The sequence below is a fragment of the Rothia sp. CCM 9416 genome (assembly GCF_048513535.1).
In the GTDB taxonomy this organism is placed as follows: domain Bacteria; phylum Actinomycetota; class Actinomycetes; order Actinomycetales; family Micrococcaceae; genus Rothia.
Window position 1 is genome coordinate 11,385 of record NZ_JBLXXR010000001.1, and the last position, 20,785, is coordinate 32,169.

Annotated in this window: 17 protein-coding genes and 1 riboswitch; of the genes, 10 read left to right on the forward strand and 7 right to left on the reverse strand. The window is 58.2% G+C overall.

The genetic code is table 11. The features are described from left to right. Positions 1-60: 60 nt before the first annotated feature. Positions 61-1,452 carry an amino acid permease gene (locus tag ACN080_RS00075; RefSeq protein WP_419112727.1) on the reverse strand — a complete coding sequence of 464 codons (1,392 nt, stop codon included), beginning with the start codon at positions 1,450-1,452 and terminating at the stop codon, positions 61-63. 267 nt (positions 1,453-1,719) lie between these two features. Here ACN080_RS00075 and ACN080_RS00080 point away from each other — a divergent pair, with 267 nt between their 5' ends. Beyond that, positions 1,720-3,651, forward strand: a complete 1,932-nt coding sequence (locus tag ACN080_RS00080) for an NHL domain-containing thioredoxin family protein (protein ID WP_419112728.1) — start codon at positions 1,720-1,722, stop codon at positions 3,649-3,651. A gap of 244 nt (positions 3,652-3,895) precedes the next feature. Here the strand turns inward: ACN080_RS00080 and ACN080_RS00085 are convergent, their stop codons facing one another. Then, complete coding sequence (locus ACN080_RS00085; protein WP_419099980.1) at positions 3,896-4,876, reverse strand: hypothetical protein; 981 nt, start codon at positions 4,874-4,876, stop codon at positions 3,896-3,898. A gap of 65 nt (positions 4,877-4,941) precedes the next feature. On the opposite strand from ACN080_RS00085, the gene ACN080_RS00090 reads away from it, so the two are divergent. Then, positions 4,942-5,637 carry a hypothetical protein gene (locus ACN080_RS00090; RefSeq protein WP_419099979.1) on the forward strand — a complete coding sequence of 232 codons (696 nt, stop codon included), beginning with the start codon at positions 4,942-4,944 and terminating at the stop codon, positions 5,635-5,637. Positions 5,638-5,746: 109 nt separating this feature from the next. On the opposite strand, the gene ACN080_RS00095 is transcribed toward ACN080_RS00090, so the two are convergent. Further along, entirely contained in the window at positions 5,747-6,826 is a 1,080-nt protein-coding gene (locus ACN080_RS00095; RefSeq protein ID WP_419112729.1) for a MauE/DoxX family redox-associated membrane protein, read from the reverse strand. A 398-nt stretch (positions 6,827-7,224) separates the two neighbouring features. On the opposite strand from ACN080_RS00095, the gene dcd reads away from it, so the two are divergent. Together dcd and ACN080_RS00105 are read left to right on the forward strand one after the other, a co-directional pair. After that, entirely contained in the window at positions 7,225-7,821 is a 597-nt protein-coding gene (dcd, locus tag ACN080_RS00100) for a dCTP deaminase (protein WP_419104344.1), read from the forward strand. 12 nt (positions 7,822-7,833) lie between these two features. After that, positions 7,834-8,988 carry a hypothetical protein gene (locus ACN080_RS00105; protein WP_419112730.1) on the forward strand — a complete coding sequence of 385 codons (1,155 nt, stop codon included), beginning with the start codon at positions 7,834-7,836 and terminating at the stop codon, positions 8,986-8,988. Between the two features lie 119 nt (positions 8,989-9,107). Here ACN080_RS00105 and ACN080_RS00110 read toward each other — a convergent pair whose 3' ends face one another. Together ACN080_RS00110 and ACN080_RS00115 are read right to left on the reverse strand one after the other, a co-directional pair. Further along, entirely contained in the window at positions 9,108-10,433 is a 1,326-nt protein-coding gene (locus ACN080_RS00110) for an MFS transporter (RefSeq protein ID WP_419104346.1), read from the reverse strand. A gap of 124 nt (positions 10,434-10,557) precedes the next feature. Next, positions 10,558-10,827, reverse strand: coding sequence for a DUF4235 domain-containing protein (locus tag ACN080_RS00115; protein WP_419099974.1), 270 nt, complete (start codon positions 10,825-10,827; stop codon positions 10,558-10,560). A gap of 267 nt (positions 10,828-11,094) precedes the next feature. Here ACN080_RS00115 and ACN080_RS00120 point away from each other — a divergent pair, with 267 nt between their 5' ends. The 5 genes from ACN080_RS00120 (at position 11,095) to ACN080_RS00140 (ending at position 15,938) form a co-directional block, all read left to right on the forward strand. After that, positions 11,095-11,463, forward strand: coding sequence for a thiol-disulfide oxidoreductase DCC family protein (locus ACN080_RS00120; RefSeq protein WP_419112731.1), 369 nt, complete (start codon positions 11,095-11,097; stop codon positions 11,461-11,463). A 352-nt stretch (positions 11,464-11,815) separates the two neighbouring features. Further along, a riboswitch (TPP riboswitch) is annotated at positions 11,816-11,918 on the forward strand. Between the two features lie 55 nt (positions 11,919-11,973). Then, complete coding sequence (locus tag ACN080_RS00125) at positions 11,974-12,600, forward strand: ECF transporter S component (RefSeq protein ID WP_419112732.1); 627 nt, start codon at positions 11,974-11,976, stop codon at positions 12,598-12,600. 4 nt (positions 12,601-12,604) lie between these two features. Then, a complete protein-coding gene (locus tag ACN080_RS00130; protein WP_419112733.1) occupies positions 12,605-14,215 on the forward strand; it encodes an ABC transporter ATP-binding protein in 1,611 nt (536 codons plus the stop codon). Next, positions 14,205-15,005, forward strand: coding sequence for an energy-coupling factor transporter transmembrane component T family protein (locus ACN080_RS00135; RefSeq protein ID WP_419099970.1), 801 nt, complete (start codon positions 14,205-14,207; stop codon positions 15,003-15,005). The genes ACN080_RS00130 and ACN080_RS00135 overlap by 11 nt, the downstream gene beginning before the upstream one ends. A gap of 51 nt (positions 15,006-15,056) precedes the next feature. Then, on the forward strand, positions 15,057-15,938 hold the full coding sequence (locus tag ACN080_RS00140; RefSeq protein ID WP_419112521.1) for an aminotransferase class IV: 882 nt from the start codon (positions 15,057-15,059) through the stop codon (positions 15,936-15,938). Between the two features lie 48 nt (positions 15,939-15,986). On the opposite strand, the gene ACN080_RS00145 is transcribed toward ACN080_RS00140, so the two are convergent. Both ACN080_RS00145 and ACN080_RS00150 read right to left on the reverse strand, forming a co-directional pair. Then, positions 15,987-17,207 carry a multidrug effflux MFS transporter gene (locus tag ACN080_RS00145; protein WP_419099968.1) on the reverse strand — a complete coding sequence of 407 codons (1,221 nt, stop codon included), beginning with the start codon at positions 17,205-17,207 and terminating at the stop codon, positions 15,987-15,989. A gap of 13 nt (positions 17,208-17,220) precedes the next feature. Next, on the reverse strand, positions 17,221-17,868 hold the full coding sequence (locus tag ACN080_RS00150; protein WP_419111224.1) for a hypothetical protein: 648 nt from the start codon (positions 17,866-17,868) through the stop codon (positions 17,221-17,223). A gap of 127 nt (positions 17,869-17,995) precedes the next feature. Here ACN080_RS00150 and ACN080_RS00155 point away from each other — a divergent pair, with 127 nt between their 5' ends. Beyond that, complete coding sequence (locus ACN080_RS00155; RefSeq protein WP_419112734.1) at positions 17,996-20,755, forward strand: DEAD/DEAH box helicase; 2,760 nt, start codon at positions 17,996-17,998, stop codon at positions 20,753-20,755. The last annotated feature ends 30 nt before the right edge of the window (positions 20,756-20,785 follow it).

A 20,785-nucleotide genomic window follows, 5' to 3' on the forward strand; every position in this document is an offset into this window, starting at 1 on the left:
TCCCCAGTATCCTCCGTACGCCTGGGTTCTGTCCCCACTATTTGTCCCCAAAAAATCTGGCTATTTTATACCGTTCTCTGGGCCACCCGTATGCACCCGAAAACCAATCAGCGACAGAGTCAGCGCCACAGCCAGCGAAATAAGCACCTCTAGCCTGTGCGCCTCCGTAACCCCCATATAAATTAGCAGGGCCACCAGGGCCGAAACCAGCAGGTAGTTGACCCAGGGCCAGCCGGGGGAGTACAGAGCACTTTGCTCACTCCGGGCAGGGAGCAAACGGCGGCTCCGCAGGTGGGAGACAGCCACAATCAACCACACAAAAATGCCTACCCCACCGGTTGAATTCACCAGCAGCGCAAAGACCTGATCCGGCATGAAATAGTTGAGCAGAACCGAGGCCAACCCAATGAGAGAAGAGAGCACAATAGCGTTCTGCGGGGCCCTGGTGCTCGATACCTGGGAGAAGGTTGCCGGAGCATCGCCCTGTTCCGCCAAAGCAAAGACCATGCGGGACGCCGCATACAGGCTAGCGTTCAAACAAGACAACAAGGCAGTCAACACCACAACATTCATGACCAAACCAGCCCAGGGAATACCCAGCACCTCAAACATGGTCACGAAAGGCGAAACACCACCTGTCACAGCCGTCCACGGAATCACCAGCAGGGTAACCGCCATAGACCCCACATAGAAGAAGAGGACCCGGAACATCACCGAACGCACAGCCTTAGTCACCGCAACCGCTGGGTTACTCGACTCCCCAGCCGCCACCGTGGCAATCTCAGCCCCAAACATCGAAAAAATAACCGCCAGCAGGGCCGCAAACACGGCACCCCCACCGTGAGGGAAGAACCCACCAGAAGCCGAGTAATTACCCCAAGAAGCTGTGGAACTGGGAATAATCCCCAGCAGGGCAAGAACCCCCACCACAATAATGACGGCGATAGCTCCCACCTTAATGGACGAAAACCAGAACTCAGCCTCACCGTAAGAACGCACCGACAGCAGATTCAACCCCATAAAAGCCAGCACAAACACCAGTGCAAGCAACCATTGGGGCAAAGCAGGCAGCCACGCCGTCACAATCTGAGCCGCCGCCGTAGCCTCAATCGCCACCGTCACCGACCAAAACCACCAGTACAGCCAACCCACAGAAAAACCAGCCCACGGGCCAATAAAACGTCGCGCATACACTGAAAACGACCCCGTCTCAGGAGTCCGGGCCGACATCTCACCCAGCATCCGCATGACCAAAACCAGCACACCACCAGCCAAAAGATAGGTCAAAATAACCGCCGGACCAGCAGTCACAATGGCCGTACTCGAAGCCACCAACAAACCAGCCCCAATCGCCCCGCCCAGGGCAATCATCGACAGGTGACGCGGCCGCAAGGACCTCGCCAGCTTCTGAGAAGCCGGGGGTAAAGAACCAGCTTGATGCGGAGAGCTCACATGAACCTTCTTTAGCGTAAAAGCGCACCAACCGGCACGCACCCCAAACATAACCATCGGCATACGGAAAAACTTCCCCCGTGGTCAGGCCCCACCAACGGTAGCAACCGCAGACAATCCTAGCTGTTACACAACTATTACGCACAGTTGAGTTCTATAACCGGCTCCCACTACACAGAGCGCAACAAATAACCGCCACCCAGCTCCTTGGATAGGCTGGTACAGAACAAACCGAACGCCCACAGGGCACACACGAAAGGTACACCCATGGCAGATCATGCAGCCGCACGCCAGAGCAAAGTCCGTGCCTCAGAACTTGTCGGTAGAGGCTGGCTCAACACCGGTGACCAAGAACTCTCTCTCGAAAAACTCCGGGGCAAAATCGTCATCCTGGACTTCTGGACCTTCTGCTGCATGAACTGCCTGCACGTACTCGATGAACTACGCCCCCTCGAAGAAAAATACTCCGACGTGCTCGTCACCATTGGCGTCCACTCGCCCAAATTCGAACACGAAGCAGACCCTCAGGCGCTCGCCGCCGCCGTAGACCGCTACGACATCACCCACCCCGTCCTCGATGACCCTAACCTCGAGACCTGGGCCGCCTACACCGCCCGGGCCTGGCCCACCCTGGTCGTCATCGACCCCGAAGGCTACATCATCGCCCACCTCTCCGGCGAAGGCCACGTCCAAGGGCTCACCTCCCTGGTCGAAGAACTCGTCCAAACCCACGAAGTGCAGGGCACCCTCCACCGCGGCGACGGGCCCTACGTTCCCCGCCCCAAAGCCCAAGGCACCTTCGCCTTCCCCGGCAAAGCCCTGGCCCTGCCCGCCGACCTCGCAGGAGTCGATGGCACCTACCTGGTCACCGACACCGCCCACCACCGGCTCGTCCACCTAGGAGCAGACCTCGAAACCCCCCTGGCCACCTTCGGCGGCACCGAAAAAGGCTACGCAGACGGTAACGCCGCCACCGCCCGCTTCAACGAGCCTCAAGGTCTAGCCCTCGTCCCCGAACACCTGCGCCAAGAACTTGCCGCTGACGTACTTATCGCAGACTCCGTCAATCACCGTATCCGCGGCCTCCAGCTAGCTACCGGAGAAGTCACCACCCTGGCCGGAAGCGGAACCCAACGCCTGATCGATGGCCAAAGCGCTCGCCAAGACCCCAACTACATTGTCACCGGCGCCGACCCCCTCACCGTGGCCCTCTCATCCCCCTGGGACCTGGTCTATTCCCGCACCGCCAGAGCCTTCCTCATCGCCATGGCCGGAACCCACCAAATCTTTAGCTACAACCCCGAAACCGGCCAACTCGACGTCTTCGCCGGAACCGGTGCCGAAGGCCTCAAAGACGGTGCCGCCGCAGACTCCTGGTTCGCCCAATCCTCCGGCATCATCGAAAGCGCTGACGGCTCCATCTGGGTTGCCGACTCAGAAACCAGCGCCCTACGCCACATCACTTTCAATGGCGCAGAAGCCACCGTCAGCACCGCAATCGGCATCGGCCTCTTCGACTTCGGCTTCGTCGATGGACCCCACCCCCAAGCCCGCTTGCAACACTGCCTGGGCCTGACCGAACTAGCCGACGGCTCCATCGCCATTGCCGACACCTACAACGGCGCAATCCGCCGCTTTGACCCTGCCAGCGGGGAGCTAGGAACCCTGGCACGCGGCCTGGCAGAACCCTCCGACCTGATCGTAGAACAGACCCATGACGGCGGCTTCCGCCTCATCGCAGTAGAAGCCAACGCCCACCAGCTCGTGCGCATCAGCATCCCTGAAGCCATACAACACGTGGACGAAGGCACCGCTCAGGTCACCCGCAACTCTACCCGTCTCACCGGAGGCACCCTCAACCTCACCGCCCGCTTCAGCGCACCCACCGGGCAGAAACTCGACACCCGCTGGGGCGACCCCACCCAGCTCAAGATTTCGTCCACCCCCGAAAATTTCATCCTGGAGGGAGCTGGTACCGCCCAGGGGCTCACCCGCACCCTGCGCCTCAACCCAGAAATTACCGAAGCGGTCCTACACATTACCGCCCGCGCGGCTGCCTGTGATGGGGAACCTGGGGGTGAGATTCCGGATCACGCGGCCTGCCATCTCTACCAGCAGGACTGGGGGCTACCTGTAGTTGTGACCGGCGACCCGGGAGATGAATCAGACCTGGTGCTTGATCTGCGCGGGGTTAATTAGGGTGCTTATTGCCTCTGCTCATACGGTGTTCGTCAACACCCCTAAACGCCAGCCCCGAACCAGTTGGCGAACACGGCATGCTCAAGGCCAGTCACTCGTTCGTCAACACCCCTAAACGCCAGCCCCGAGCCAGTTGGCGAACACGGCATGAGCAAGGCACACATCCCACAGTTAAAACCCATAGAAAACTGTCTGCCCTCCTAGGAGGGCAGACAGTGAGATGAGCTCCGTAAAAGCCAATAAGTTACGTAGCCGGTGTAAAGGTAATGGTCTGGTCAGAAGTAGTTAGCCTTCCTGAAAGCTTGAAAGGAACCTGATCCGTGACCTGCTTGGTCTTACCGGTGTAGAGATCAAGCTGTGTAAACGAAATCTCAGCGATTCCCTTACCCGGACCGAGCTTCCACCTATTGCCATCGAGGCTCACTGCTGGCTCCGGGTACTCCTTAATCGTCCAGGTCACGTTCCCGCTGACCCGGCCCGTGAAGTCATACTCAAAAGGGCAACCGGCAGGGTAGAGCGAATTCTGGGTGGCACAGCTATCAAGGTAGGTCCGCACCTGCTGCTGAACTGAGGCTTTAGCCGCATCGGAGGGCTCCAAAGCCACCTTCAGTGTCGGCTCACCCTCGGCTGAGGTGAGTGCCACCCGGTCAGAACTTGCAGAGAACAGAGCTGACTCATAGGTCACGGTGTAAAGCCCTGGAAAGAAAGCACCAAAGTCCTCATCGCCGTCGGCAATAGCTACTTTCACATTATTGAGGGTTGCCGCCTGCACCATGGGAGACTCCACCTTAACCGTGGGTAGCTCTTCCAGATCTATGTTCCAGCTATCGAATACACCCCAGTGGGAGCCCACCTTGTGCAGAGAAAAATCTGTGCTGGCCTCCTGACCGTCCAGAGTATAAGAGGCCCGAACCGTGGCCTTCTGCCCTCCATCGGTAATTTCTAGGGTGGTCAAATCAACATTGTGCAGAGAATCAACTGCCGCCTTAAGCCCCTTGCCGTCGAGCACAGCCGCTCCAGCATCGGGTGCTTCAACCCCCAAGATGCCGAGTGCCTTGGCGCCGTCCCCCTCCCGCAAAGCCGCAAAATAGGCACGAACCTGCCCCTCGGGGCCGTACACCAGCCGGTTAATGAGGGCGAGAGAGCCGAGCGCTAGGAGGATAGCAAGAGCAACCCCCATTACCCAGTAGGCAAGGACACGATCAACAGAAGAACGAAAATGCACCCTTTAAATGTAGCTCACGCCGGGTTGTGCCCGGAGAGGCACGACTATGTCGATAGAGTAGAGCCATGGCAGAACACGTGCACCAAGTACCCGAGAAATACGGCCAAGTAAGGGCTATCTACCACCCTCGTATCCACTCCTACCATCGCAGGCTTATCGCCGGTGTCCCCAGCACCGTCCTTGCCTTAGCCTGCATCTGGTTCATGCTGACTAAACGCCCCACCCCTATCGTGATGGTCATACTGGTGTTTATTGCCCTGGGAGCTATATGCGCTATCTATTCCGTTTTACGACCCCAGATTATTGTCAAAACCAATAGCCATATTTTGCGGGGCAAACTCGTGGGCTGGGAAACTGTTCCCCTTGCCGACATCGAACATACCGTTCTGGCTGAGCGCCTTACCCCCAAACAAGCATCGGGTAAAGAACTAAAGGGTATCGCTGCTTTACGGTTCAAAGGGGCCCCAGCCCTGTGGGCTCTTAATTCGAAGCAGAAACGGATTTTCCGTCTTGATGGGCGTATCTGGGACGCCAAGACTATGCGCGCCATTGCTACAGCTATCTCACCGCAAACCACTGTATACAAGGTTATTAACGTAACCCAGATGAAAACCCAGCACCCCGGGCTTGTAACCTTCAATGAGCTTCACCCCGGCTGGAAGTCCACGGTACTCGGCGCTATCTCTTTAGCCTTCCTGATTGCCTTGGCGGTGGCGGCTTTCCTCCCAGAGGAGACTCTACAGCAGTTCAGTATCCTCTAAATTGGGCAAGGGTCACAGGCTATTTGAGCAGAAGCCGGTCTAGCTCGGTTGATGAGCTAGACCGGCCTTTTCAATCTGATCTACCCCATGAAGGGGTGAGGGGACGCGCTTAGGCTTGGCGGGTACCGTCAGGAGTAGAGGAACCGTCTTGGACATGGTTGGGGTAGTCCTGGGTGACTTCCGTAATGATGTCTTCGACAAAGGTGATGACATTGTCACCCCCGGTGACAGGTCCGCCGGCTAGAAGACCGTCCATGCCCAGCGCTAGGGCGCCGGGGGTTCCCTGACCGAACAGTTTGCGGGTCATAAAGCCGGGGTCAATGAGGACCTGGATATGGGGCGCCATGGCAAATGCGCTGACGTCCTTGCCGCTAGCAACTACCGGGTGAAGAGCAATCATTGGGATTTGCTCCTGCCAACCTGCGAGCTTGTTCACCACCTTGTGGCAGTGTCCGCAGCCGGGGGAGACCCAGATGATGATGCGGGCCTGAGCTAGTGCCAGGTCACGGAGGCTGGTTTGCTGGCCGGTGCCGTCTCTAGAAGAGGTGGGATCCTCCGCGGGGTAGTAGAGAGCGGAGTAGGGGATGGGAGTGCGGATATAGTCGTCCTCTGCCTGAGCGGCAGCCACCGGGGGTGCTTGCTTTGGCTGCTGGCTAGGGGGTGTTTTCAGGCTTTCGGCCCGGTTGATGGACCATAGGGTGAGTGAAGCTAAAAAGGCACCAATGAGCCAGAGCCAACCAGCTGAATCTAGAGCGAGCAGCTGGGTAATAGCAGAGCCACCGGTGTTGAGGGCACCGATGAGCGCACCCGCTGAGGCCAAGAAGAGAGCGGTGTTCCGAATGAGAGTAAAGACTGAGGTGGGGGCGGTTGAGGCGCCGCCGAAGCAGTTACAGCTTGCGGTGTTGCCTTGTACCACGGCACGGGCGATAACTGCCCAGTAGCTTGCGAAGAGTGCAAGGGAAGCTAGGGCGGCAAGGATTTGGAAGGTGCCGGGGAGCACCAGGAGGGCCACCGCGAGGGCCAGCTCAGCCCAGGGAAGTACCCGGGCAACAAGCTTGACGGGGAGGAATCTGTTCAGCTTGAGGTTCACGATCGCGGTGACTGTGCTGGTTGGTTCTTTGACCTTGGCGTAGCCGCTGACGGCCAGGGTCACAATGATGGTGAGGGTGCAGAGCACAAGGGGGTTCATAGCCTGCCTTAAGGGAGGAAATCGTTTACTTTTAGCCTACGCGCAGGAGCTCCCCGGTAAAAGGGTGGGGCTCGCCACCTGAGGGCAGTTTAGTGAGCATCATGTTTACCAACTGGCTCGGGGCTGGTTTTGAAGGGGGGTGGGTATGGTGTCTGCCTATTGGCTCGGGGTTAGCTTTGAAGGGAGGGTGGGTATGGTGCCTGCCAACTGGCTCGGGGTTAGCTTTGAAGGGAGGGTGGGTATGGTGCCTGCCAACTGGCCCGGGGCTGGCGTTAAGGGAGGTTGGCAGGCACCATGCCTACCCGGTGGCCTGGTGGTCCGGTGGCCTCACGCAACCTTTCGATACCTGTACCTTGTTGGAGAGCTCATTGAGCACCTGTGTGCGGTATTTTGGAAGTGTGCTATTTTCTGATCAGGATATCCGCAAAGAAATTCAGGCGGGGCGTATAGCCCTTGAACCTTACGATGAGTCAATGATTCAACCTGCCTCGGTTGATGTTCGTATTGACCGTTTTTTCAGGCTTTTTGATAACCATAAGTACCCCTATATTGACCCTAGCCAAGCTCAAGAAGACTTGACCCGACTGGTAGAGGTTGCCCCCGACGAACCTTTCGTTTTGCACCCCGGCGAGTTTGTGCTGGGCGCAACCTACGAGAAGGTTACCCTGCCCGATGACGTGGCGGCCCGTTTGGAGGGTAAGTCGTCCCTGGGGCGTCTGGGCCTTTTGACTCACTCTACGGCGGGTTTTATTGACCCTGGTTTTTCGGGGCATGTGACCCTTGAACTGTCAAATATGGCTACCCTGCCGATTATGCTCTGGCCTGGTTCTAAGGTGGGCCAGCTGTGTTTCTTTAAGCTGACTAGCCCCACTGAGCATGCTTACGGTTCGGGCGCTTATGGGAACCGGTATCAGGGGCAGCGTGGGCCTACGGCTTCACGGAGTTATATGAACTTTCACCGCACTACTATTCCTCTTGCCCCTGACCAGAGCTAGCGGAGGTTTTATATGCGCGGTTTGCTGATTCGTCCAGCCGGTGTTCCGGTCTTGATTTGCTTTGAGGATCCTAACCCTCAGCTCTGGGACGGTGCGTGTGAGGCCTGGGCTTCTCTGGAGCCTGAGCAGATTGAGGACGGTATCGCCCAGGTCATTGATGGTATCCGTCTGGTGGTCTTGAGCCCTCGATCGGATAGTGAGGTTCAGGCGGATTATGCGAGGGCTCTAGAGGTGAGTGTTATTAATCCGCGCAATCTTGCCTGGGCCGCTGAAACGCTTACTGTGCAGGTCACGATGCACCTGCTCAAAGCTTATGCGGGGCGTAAGCATTTGCTTCATGCTGCTGCCTTGGCTAGCCCTAAGACCGGGCAGACGGTGGCTCTGGTGGCGGCATCAGGGACAGGTAAGACGACCGCCGCACGCTTTTTGGGGCACCATTTTACCTATTTGAGTGATGAGACAGCGGTTATTGATGTCGGTACTTTGCGGGTTAGCCCTTACCCTAAGCCGCTGTCGGTTATTGAGGAGGTGGGGCAGGCTAAGAAGCAGTATGACCCCGCTGAGCGCGGTTTGACGGTGGCTGAACCGGACCAGGATTTTAGGCTTGGTTACTTGGTGATTCTGGATCGGGATAAAGCGGGTAAGGCGGCCCTGTCTTGGGAGCGGGTGCCTCTGGCGGAGGCGCTCTTTACTCTGGTGGAGCAGTCGTCTGGTGTTCAGAGAATGCCGCAGGGGTTGGCGCAGTTTGCGGATCTGGTGAATTCGGTGGGTGGCGCTATTCGGCTAACCTACAGTGAGATTACTGATACTCTGGTTTTCTTTCAGGATCTGCTTGCCGGTGAGCTGGATTTGGCTTCGCATCAGGCTGACTACACCTTTGTAGAAACCGGGCAGGCTGAGGTGAATTCGGTTTCTGGGGTCTGCTACCGGCGTGCACCGGGCACGAGTGGGCTTGAAACGGGGGAGGATTTCTTGGTGGCTTCTCAGGGCAAGCTCACCCGGACATCTCTGATTGGGTGGGATATCTGGGAGGCCTTGGCGCACCCCTTGAGCGCCGATGATTTACACGCTGCGATGGTGACCCTGTATGGCCCGGTGCCTCGCCCTGAGTTTGATAGGGCTCTTGAGCACCTGGTGGGTGCTGGAATTATTGAGCTGGTCGGTTAAATTTTTTTTGGGCACTATACCGGGACCGGTATCTCAGGCTGTCTAGGGCCTAAAGTAGCCGGGGCTTGTTCTTCTGGGGGGCTAGCTCCGGCGCTGTTGTGAGCTTACCTTGCCTGGTCCTAGCTGTTAGCTGAGCTGGCTGATTTTCTGACTTTGGGATCTTTGATGGGGATGATCAGAAGCAGGCCTACAAAGAGGACGAGGGTGATACCTAAAATGCCCCAGAGCTGGTTGCCGGTCAGGGTCACGCAGAGCCCGAAGAGACCCGGTGCCAGGAAGCTGGCGGCGCGTCCGGTGGTGGAGTAGAGGCCGTAAATCTCGCCTTCCTTGCCTTCCTCGGTGAGCCTGCCCAGGTAGGAGCGGGCGGCTGACTGGGCGGGTCCTACGAAGGCACAGAGGGTGAGCCCGCAGACCCAGAACATGGTGGTGGAGGGCCAGATGAGCAGGGGAAGGGAGACAGCGATGAGAGCGCTCAGAGAGAAAATGATGACCCGCTTGGGGCCGAGAGCGTCATCGAGGTAGCCACCGAGCATAGCGCCAGCACCGGCGACAATGTTGCCGAAAATCGCGAAGATAATGACCTGGTTAGTGCTAAATCCGAAGGAGCCTGCTGCCAGGACACCACCGAAGGTAAAGATGCCGTTGAGGCCGTCACGGAAGACCGCTGAGGAGACCAGGAAGTAGAGGGTGGTGGGTGCTTCCTTGCGGAGCTTCTTGACCGTGGCAAAGAGCTCCTTGTAGGAGTCGAGAAGACTTGCCTTTTCCTGGGGTGCGCGTTCGGGTTTGGGCAGTGAACGGGCTTTGAGCATGAGCGGTAGGGAGAAGATAAATGCCCAGGCCGCTGAGAAGAGCGCTACGGCACGAATGTTGTAGGCCTGGTCTGTGGGGATGCCCAGCAGGCCGGGGGTGACGAAACCTAGGAGTACGATGCCCAGGGCAACAATGCCACCGATATAGCCTGCGGCCCATCCTGAGCCACTAATTTTGCCGATGGTTGCTTTAGTAGAAATTGCTGGCAGGATGGCGTTGTAGTTGACCACCGCAAACTCGTTAACCAGGTTACCTAAGGAAAGTAAAGCAACGCCCAGTAAGAGATATTGGGGAGCGGGTGCGACGAAGAAGCAGAGGGCCATAATTGCCGCCAGGAGCATACTGTTGACGCCTAGCCACAGGGCTCTTCGGCCACTGGCGTCGGCTCGCTGGCCCGAAACCGGTGCCAAAAGAGCAATACAGAATCCAGCGATAGTTAGGCCGTAAGAGAGGACAGCGGAGCTGTGTTCCTTATCGCCAAAGCCGGTATTGCTGGTGAGGTAGACCGCGAAGACGAAGGTGGTCATAATCGCGTTGAAACTGGCGTTCCCAACGTCCCAGAGGGTCCAGGCGAAGACGGTGGAGCGGGGGGCTGGGGGCTTGGCTTCTAAGCTACCGGTGTGTGGTGAAGTCATGGGTCTATGATACTTGCCTCACCAGGTGCAACAGTGTTTTCTGTGGATGGTGGCGTAAAAAAGCCGGCCCTGCGGGGCGCAGAGCCGGTTTAAGAAGGCGGATAAAAAGTTGAGCTGGTCAGCCTTAGACTTCTGCCTGCCCACCGTTTTTGAGCTTTGACTTGGTCTCAATCTTGTGCTGGGCACGGGTGATGGATACCTTGATGAGGGTGCCTACCAGGCCGGTGATCAGTGACCAGAGGATGATGTCGCGCCAGCGTTCTTCCTCATTGGGGTTGTTTTCTGGCGGTTCGTTGCCGGTGATGCGAACCCAGCTAGCGGCTAGTACCTTGTTGGCCAGGGCGATACCGCCTAGAGAGGCGGCCGAGCCTGCAATTTTTGTGAGGGGGTTCATGAGGGATCCCTTCTGTTGGTGTGGCGGGCCGGATGGCCCCTTGCCCTAAGACTATCAGTACTTATTGTTAGGGTGTGAGTTGCCCGCTAGGGTTGGGGTATAGGGCAGGCAAAGTGAGCGCGGTCTGCTCCTGATGACTGAAGAGCTTATCAGGGGCTTAGGTAGGTGTTCGGGTAAGGGGGGATCCTCACGGTGCTCCTGGTGGGGCCATGCCCTGTATTTTATGGACGTATGGCCTAGGCTGATAAACAAGATGGAGGTTTTTAGATGAAAGAATTGTTTATCTTTGATGGAAATTGTGGTTTTTGTACAAAAACCGTTGATTATCTTATTAAACTAGACAGAAATAATCTGGTGGATTTTATTCCTTACCAGGTGTTTGAAAAATCTAGCGAGCAAGAATATGCGTGTGATTTTAGTAAATCTATTGTTTACATAAAGAACCGTCAGTATTTTACTGGGGCAAGGGGTTTTATGAAGTTTTTAGATAGAATTACCGGCCTGTCGCTGTTCTCAAGAATCTATAATTTTCCCTTGCTGGGTTCCTGCATGGAGGCCGTTTATAGACTTGTCGCTAAGAATAGGAGGTACCTTCCAGGAACTACCCCTTGGTGTGATAGGCAAGATAATTGCTAGCCCTAGAGTATTTAAAGAGTAGTTTTTATAGACACGAGTCTGATTATAAAAATAGAAACTCCCAGTTTCGGTCTTATTTTTTCACAATGCCTGGAATGAATGGATAGTAACCAGTGTTGTGCTGGGGGCCTTTATTCAGCCGCTGTAGTGGAATGTGGAGGGCGCGGCAGTTCACCTTCCTCACCGTCGATGGGTGGATCATGAGCCACCTCATGATTGCTGTAGCTTATGCACAAAGACACTAGGGAAGTCCCGCAGCCTGGATAACTGTTCATTTTTCGTGGGTATCCCGGCTTGCTCTATACTGGAAGGGTTCCATGCTTGGGACCCCGCTCTGAGACCGGCGGGTAACCATAAACGACAGGGGAGCGCCAGACTGGCGCTGAGAGTGCACATGCAGACCCTCCAACCTGATCCGGTTAGTACCGGCGCTAGGGAGTCGAAGTAAATAGGCGTACCCAGGTGCGCCGGTGCATGCCCCCTTTGCTGTTCTCACCAAAGGAAGGCTTTATGTCCAAGAAATCCGCGCTCACCTGGCGCGTCAACGATATCGTCGTAGCATCGGTGCTGGCCGTAGCTTGCGCCCTGATCTTCTGGCTCTGGTCAAATTTTGGCTACTCCGCCATCACTACCACCCTAGCCCTGGCCCCTGAATACTCCCCCTTAGCCGGGGGTGTCTGGCTACTTGCGGGTCTGCTGGGTGCCCTGGTCATCCGCAAACCCGGTGCAGCCCTTTACACCGAGCTTCTGGCGGCAGTCATCGAGGCCCTCTTGGGCACCCACTACAACTTCACTGTAGTAATCTCTGGCCTAGTTCAGGGCCTGGGTGCTGAGCTGATATTCCTGATCTTCTTCTACAAGGTCTGGAACCTCGCCACCGCCATGCTGGCCGGTTTAGCCTCAGGTGCCGCTATGGGGATCTCAGAAATCATCATTTACTATGCCGGTGAGATGGTGGGTCAAAAAGCAGTCATCTATGTTCTGTGCTCTATGATCTCGGGCCTGGTTCTGGCCGGTCTGGTCTCCTGGTTGCTGGTGCGCGGTCTGGTCTCAACCGGCGCGCTAGATTCCCTGGCAGCAGGGCGGGCCGCTCGCAGGCCTTCCCGCCGGGGCGGATCAGCTAGCTCAAAGGGCTAGGGCGTTGACCGCAGAAGATCATCAGCTTGCGTCCCCCAGCCCAGAGTCAAGAGGCCGGGGGACCCACTTCCGGGCCCGGGAGTTCGGGTGGCACTACCCGGGGCGGCCCAAGCCCACTTTCTCTAACTTGACCTTCGAGATTGAACCCGGTCAGAAGGTGCTCCTGGTGGGCCCTTCCGGCGCTGGTAAAACCACCCTGCTCCAGGCCTTAGGTGGCCTGCTAGAAGACGAAGACGGCCAATCCCAGTTGGGGGAGCTGTCCGTTAACGGCCTGACTCCCGCCCAATCACGCGGGACCTGCGGGCTCATGCAACAGGACCCGGAAAGCTCCGTGGTCCTAGCCAGGGTTGGTGATGACGTTGCTTTTGGCCCCGAGAATCTGTCCGTCCCCCGCACCCAGATCTGGGAGCGGGTCAAAAGCGCCCTCAAGGCCGTGGGTTTAGGTCACCTAGACTACAGCCGGTCAACATCGGCCCTTTCCGGCGGGCAGAAGCAACGGCTGGGGTTAGCCGGCATCCTAGCCATGAACCCAGGCGCCCTGCTGCTCGATGAGCCAACCGCCAACCTGGACCCAGCAGGTGTCATAGAGGTTCGAGACGCTGTGGTGGCAGCCTGCCAAGAGACAGGCTCAACCCTTGTTGTTATCGAACACCGCCTGGATATCTGGGCTCGGCACATGGACCGGATCATAGTGCTCGGCGCCAAGGGCGGTATCAGCCACGATGGTCCACCTGAACGCGTGCTCAGCCAGGCAGGCCAGGAACTCATTGATGCTGGTGTCTGGGTGCCAGGCTACCAGCCGCACCCACCGGCACCCACAAAGGACAGCCCTGCGCTGGGTCCACTTGTGCTAGAAGCCCGTGACTTGACCCTTACTCGCGCCTACCCCAGCCGTCGCCAGCTCAAGCACCGCGCTCGCGCCCTGGCATCGGGTCAAAAACCTACCCTAGACCTACCTGTAGTTGCTGAGGGTATCAACCTTCAGCTCTACGCTGGCAGTCACTTAGCCCTGCTAGGCCCCAACGGTTGTGGCAAATCAACCCTGGCTTTGACCCTGACCGGCCTGCTCTACCCGGTGGCCGGGCATGTCATTGCCCACCCCCACCTGACCGGTGATCTGGCTGAGCGCTATCGGTCGGACATAGCCAGCTGGCCAGCAGCTGAACTGGCCGATCGAATTGGGTTGGTCTTCCAAGACCCAGAGCAACAGTTCATCGCACCCACTGTTAGAGCTGAACTGGAGTTTGGCCCCCGCCACCTGGCACGGGCCCGCAAGCAAAGCCTCGATGAAGCCTCCCTGGCCCAGGCTACCGACCAGCTCCTAGAACGCTTGAGGCTTACCCACCTGCAAGAGGCCAACCCCTTCACGCTCTCCGGTGGTGAAAAGCGCAGGCTCTCGGTGGCTACCGCGCTAGCGACCCAGCCTAAAATCCTGGTACTGGATGAGCCCACTTTCGGCCAGGACGCTCGAACCTGGAAGGAACTGGTCACCCTCATCCGAGAGCTGATCCAAGCAGGTACGGCAGTCATCTCTATCACTCACGATGCCGACTATGTTGCCGCCCTGGGCGGGGATACCTACAGCCTAGAAGGAGGGGGAAACCGTGGCCTATGATCCCTTCGCCGCTACCGCTGAGCGGCAAGGCGCCCTCGGTAGAATCAACGCCGGAGTCAAACTGGGGGCGACCTTCGCCCTGACCCTGGGGCTACTTTTAACTCAGGACTGGGTTACCTCCTTGACGGTGCTCTGCCTAGAGCTACTGGCCCTGCGATTGCTGGGACTTAGCCCCCTGGCACTCTTGGGTCGCTTTTGGCCCGTGCTCTTTGGCGCCCTGCTCTCGGGCTGGTCCACCTCCCTGCTAGCAGAAAAAACCGGCAGCACCCTGCTGCACTTTGGCCCTCTCTGGGTGAGCACCGGATCAGCGGCGGTAGGCATAGCCCTGATGCTTCGCGGGCTAGCTATGCTACTGCCCGGCATCTTCCTCATAGCAACCACCGACCCGACCGATATTGCAGACTCCCTAGCCCAGAGTCTCAAGCTACCGGCCAGGTTCGTGCTCGGTGCCCTGGCAGCCCTGCGGTTGGTGGGGTTGATGATGGCCGAATGGAATACCCTGGGGCAGGCTAGAAGGGCTAGAGGTTTGGGGTCCCAAGATACGCTCTGGCTTCGCGCTCGCACCCTGGGCGGGCAGACCTTCGCTCTGCTGGTGCAGGCCATCCGGCGCGGGAGCCGGTTAGCGACCACTATGGAGGCGCGTGGCTTTGGCCCGGGACCCCGCACCTGGGCGCGCGTGCCCAGCTACCGGTGGGCAGACCTCTGGTTCGCCCTGGGTACCCTTGGGCTATTGGTCTGCGGCTATCTTTTGGCCGCTTACACCGGGAACCTGACCTGGGTCTGGCAGTAAGCCAGCTATCTCGCTCTTACTGGGGGCCTGGTCAGGAGTAGGCTTAAGACTATGACTCATACAACCGTAGTAATGCTGACCCAGCAGAACCCCGCAGGGGAGCTGGTTGATGCCTCCACACCGCTGATTAATATTGAAGACCAGGGCCTCACCCGCGGCGACGGTGTCTTTGAAACCATGCTGGCTGCCAACCGCAAGGTGCGTAAGTTCGAGGCCCATCTGAGCCGTTTGACCGGATCAGCCCGAATCCTTGATTTGCCTCTGCCGGAGGAAGAGAAACTGCGCTCTGCGGTGCAACTGGCCGTTGATTCTGCTCTTGCCGGCCCCCAGACGGTACTGGGCGAAGAGCACACCGTCAAAATCATTATTTCGCGGGGAACCCCGGAAGAGGGGGCTCATACCTGGGTGACAGTGGCCCCCTCCTCACCTACCATTGTTCGCCAGCGCCAGGAGGGCGTGCGGGCCATGTTGCTACCGCGCGGCCACGACCCCGCCGACGACTCTGCCTACCCCTGGCTTCTAGCTGGGGCTAAGACCCTCTCCTATGCTGTGAACATGTCGGTCTTGCGCTATGTGGGTAAGCACGGTGCAGATGATGCTATCTGGGTGACCGATGACCGCCGTATCTTGGAGGGCGCTACCTCCTCTGTCATTGTTGCCAAGCGAAGCGGTGACCAGCGGGTGCTCTATACCCCTGAGCCTGCCCACGGCATCCTACCCGGTACTACCCAGGGGGCAATTTTTAAGGGGGCCCGTCAAGCTGGCTGGGAGCTGGGTTATGGCCCTCTTTACCCCCAAGACCTGCTCGAAGCGGATGCTGTGTGGCTGGCTTCCTCGGTGCGTCTGCTGGCGCCGGTGACCCACCTGAACGGTACGCCCTTAGCGCTGGATTCTGCCCTGACTGATGAGTTGATGGGTTACTTGGCAGGCTAACCGACAGCGTCCAATACTAGAGAGCGCGGCACTCCGGGGAAGGAGAACCTAGTTCTTAGCTTCCCGGGGTGTTCTCATCAGAGCCAGAACCGCCAACAGCGCGAAGCCGAACATGGTCACAGCCATGGGCAGGTAAGCCTGGCTACCGCCTAGGGCTACGAGCGGAGACGCTAAAGCACCCATGAGGGCCTGAGTTGTACCCAGTAGAGCGGACCCTGCACCAGCTTCTTGCCGGACTTGGCTGAGCGCTAGAGCCGAAGCGTTACCCAGGACTAAGCCCAGGGAGCTGGTAAAAGTAAAGAGCAGAATCAGGGTCGGTAGCAGTGAGGCTCCCGCTAAAAAGTGCACCGTAAGTAAGGCTGAGGAGGCAAGCAGAGACCAGGCACCCCAGGTCAGCAACCTAACCGGGGCAAAATGGCTCACCAGGCGGGCATTAAGGCTAGAGACCAGAACAATACCCAGAGAGTTAAAACCAAAGACGTAGGTGAAATGAACCGCATCTAGCCCTAGCACCTTTTGTAGCAGGTAGGAGGAGCCAGAAATATAGGCAAAGAGCGCGCCGAAGGCTAGGACCATAGTCAGCATAAAGCCCCGGTAAGAGGGATTTTGGGCTACTTCAATCACGCCCCTGTAGGTGGAGGCTAGGCTGCCGCGACGTCGGCGTTCTAGGGGCAGGGATTCCTTGATAAAGGTAAGAACCAGGATCATGGACAGGGTGATGATCAGAGCCAGGAGCTTAAAAATATCTTGCCAACTACCGTAGCTAAGAACTATTCCCCCGAGGATGGGTGCTAGCACCGGGGCTAGGCCGTTAATCATCATCATAATGCTCATCAGGCGAGCTGTTTCTTTGCCCCTGGTGCTATCGGTGACGATAGCTCGTGAAAGTACCAGGCCGATAGAACCTGCGAACCCCATGAAGAACCTGGCTAAAATCAGGGCCTGAATAGTGGGCGCGAAGGCGCAGGCAAGGGTAGCTAGCGCACAGCAGAAAACACCGATGCGCAGAGGCAGTAATCTGCCTGTTTTGTCTGAGAGCGGGCCCACCAAAAACTGGCCACTACCCATGCCCAGCATGAAAGAAGTTAAGGTGAACTGGGTCAGCGCTGCACTGCTAGAAAATTCTTCTGCAATGGTCGGTAGGGCTGCCAGGTACATGTCGATAGCCAGAGGACCTACGGCGGTTAGGGAAGCAAGAGTGAAGATGGCGATCAGCGGGAGCCCTGCTGAGGGGCTATCTGCCTGTAGGTGGGCTTGTTTGGGGGTCATGCTTCCTCTTTGCTTATCGGGTGGTCTCGGGCCAAGCATATTCTACGGTGTGGGGGCCCTCAGTTGGGCGGTAGGTGACCTGTACCGCATGGTAGATGTGGCGGTAGTGGCTATAGAGGGCTTCTTCCTGCAGGGCCCACCTGTCCCAGTAGGGGCGGTAGGTGTCACCGTCACGGATCAGAGCGCGGTCTTTGCGAGTGAGGGTATCTAGCTCTATGAGGATTCCCAGGTCGTGGGTACCGCAGAGCGCGCCAACCCCTTCGGCCAGGACAATACTGCCGGCCGGTGCCTGGGCTGGGGTAAAAATATGCGGGCCGGTTGCTTGCCCGCTCTGCCAGTCCCAGCCGTACCAGAGAGGAGTGGGCCCTGGGTCAGTGCCGTCCCCGGTCAGGCTGAGCGCTAATTCCTGCCAGGTCTGCACAGCCTGAGCTAGGCCGTCCCACCCCTGGTAGAGGTCCTCGAGGTGGAAGAGCTCAACGGTGGTTCCGGCGGTTGCCAGAATATCTTGTATCTGGCGGGCCAGGGTAGTTTTGCCTGAGCCGCTCCGCCCGTCGATAGCTACCAGGTAGGGGCCTTGAGCCAGTTTGCCCAGCTGGGTGGCCTGCGCGTGGGCCTCCAGCATGAAGCTACCTAAATCATCGGCGCTGGTGAATGTGGGCACAAAGGTTTCCTTTCCTTTTGCTCCAGGCTATCGCACGGTGCCGGTCTGCTGGGCCATAATGGGACTCAGAGCACCTATCCCCGGCCCTTCACGCTCTGGGGCAAGGCATAACTTTTAAGGAGACCCCATGACAGCTGATCTTTTGCGCCAGGCAGAGATACTTCAGGGCTATGCCCAGCGTAGCCGCCAGGCCTTGGACGAGCTGAGCCAGCCAACCGCACCGCGTTTTAGCTTGCCCGAGGGCTATAGCGGGTCCCTTTACCGGTTTGCGCCGCTCTCGCCCCAGAGTATTGCGGGGTTGAGTTCCTGGCTTCACCAGCAGTTTTGGCGTCAGCAGAGCCCCGCGACCCTGGATGATTTGCGTGCTTTAGCCGCTGCCGATGCTGGGCTGGCCCAGATGACCGCAGATATTCAGGCCGCTTCCGGCGGTCTGGTCAGTAAGCTCTTCGGTGGCGGTGAGAAGAAACGGCGCGCTGAGGCCGCTACCGCCGCTCTCTCCGAACGCGTAGTCAGTACCTCATCGGCTGTGAGCAGGCTCCAGCCCCTCTTTGAGCAGGTAGCCCAGCTCGATACCATCAGCCCCGAAGCTGCCCTAGCCGAGAACAAGCTGGGCCTCAGGGACGTAGCTGCCCGTGCTGTTGCCCGTTTTGCGGGTGAGCAGTGGGAAAACCCTGTCTTTGAAGAAGTACCTGTAGAGGCCCATGCTGCCTACCTGGCCATCTGGCAGGCCATTAACACTCCCGAACGTGCTCAGTTGATGACCGGCATGGGAAGGGATATGCAGGCTCTCAAAGCAGAACGTGCCCAGCTGACTCTGGCCGATATGCCCGTAGATAAGCTCCGGGATATTACCAGTGGAACTGTGCGCACCGCGCCACTCACCCAAGCCGGCATCACTACCGTCGCCCAGGTTCTCTCCCAAGGTTCACCTGCCGCCCTCACCCGAATCCCCGGGGTAGGGGAAACCACCGCCGCCCAAATCTACGCGGCCGCCACCCGCCTGCTCGACGAAGCCGCAGGCCAAGAAAAAGAAAACCTGGGCCAAACCCGCACCCCGGCCGCCGAGCGCATCCTCATCGGTCTCGACCGTCTGCGCGTCATTGACTCCACTATCGGCGACAGCGACCTGCTGGATCGCTTGAGCAGCTATGCGCCCCTCCTCACTCAGCCCGTGCCCACCACCGGCCCCCTCTTCATCGCTGTGGGCGATGATCCCACCGACTACCAGCAACTCCTCACCGACCTAGAATGGTGCCGCACCCATGCGCCCCTGAACGTACCTGCGGCCACCTGGCTCACCGCCGACCAAGCCTGGGCAGGCTACCTAGCTGATCCTGCCGCCCACCAGGCCCTCCTTGCCCACTACCTGGGTAACGAAACCATCGGCGACGCCTATCTGCCCGCTGAAATCTTCGAACGCATCCGCAAATTCCCCCTCGACCTTACCGGCCTTAAGGCCACCCTCCGCGGCTACCAAAACTACGGCACTAAATTCATGCTGGCCCAAAAGAAAATTATCCTGGGCGACGAAATGGGCCTCGGTAAAACCATGCAAACTCTTGCCGCCCTCACCCACCTGGCCAATAAGGGCAAAACTCACTTCATCGTGGTCTGCCCCGCCTCTCTCGTCATCAACTGGGAGCGCGAAACCCAAAAATTCACCGCCATTAGTACCTACCTGGCCCACGGCGACAGCCGCGAAGAAGCCCTCTCCAACTGGAAAGCTAAAGGCGGCCTGCTGATTACCACCTACGACGGTGCCCGTCTCTACTCCGACGGCACCTGGCGCGCCGACGCCGTGGTAGCCGACGAAGCCCACCTCATCAAAAACAAGGATGCCCAGCGCTCACAGGCAGTATCCGCCCTGGTGCGCAGTGCCGAATACGCCGTCCTCCTCTCCGGTACCCCCATGGAAAACAAGGTCAGTGAGTTCGTCACCCTGGTGGACTACCTGCAACCCCAGCTGGTAGCCGAAGCCGGCATGGACAGCCTCCTAGCCAGCGAATTCCGGGCCCGCATTGCCCCCGCCTACCTACGACGCAACCAAAAAGACGTGCTCTCCGAACTACCGGATATGACCGAGCACCGCGACTGGCTCGAACTCACCCCCGGTGACACCGACGCCTACCGCCAGGCCGTAGCCGATGGAAACTTCTCCCTTATGCGCCGCGCCGCCTGGTCCGCCGATGAATCCGCCAAACTCACGCGCCTGCTCGAAATTGTAGAAGAAGCCACCGCCGCCGACCGCAAGGTCCTGGTCTTCTCCTTCTTCCTGAGCGTGCTCTCCCGTCTCGAAGCCGCCCTTGGTGACAAGGTTGTCGGCCTTATTACCGGCGCTATGCCTCCCACCGACCGCCAAGATACCGTTGACGGCCTAGCCACCGCGCCCTCCGGCTCCGTCCTACTGGCCCAAATTACCGCTGCCGGTGCTGGACTGAACATTCAAAGCGCATCTATTGTGGTGCTGGCTGAACCCCAGTTCAAACCCACTATTGAGGCTCAGGCTATTGCCCGAGCTCACCGTATGGGCCAAACCCACACCGTGGATGTCTTCCGCCTGCTCGGCGCAGATACCGTGGACGAACGCATGATTGACTTGCTGGGTATCAAATCCCAGCTCTTCGACGAATACGCCCGCATCTCGGCGGCCAAGGACTCAGCCGCCGAGTCCGTGGATATTTCAGACTCCAAGATGGCCTCGCAAATTATTGCCGAAGAGCGTGCACGCCTGGGTTTGGAATCCAACCGATCATTGGAGGATGACCAGGGAACCCAAGATGATCCGAGAACCCAAGATGATCCGAGAACCCAAGCTGACCTAGGAGGAGAGGATAACCGGCCTCTGGAAGTGCCTGTTGATGACCAGGCTAGTCAGAGCGATAAGTAATATTGTTCTCCAGCCGGAAGAGAAGATGAT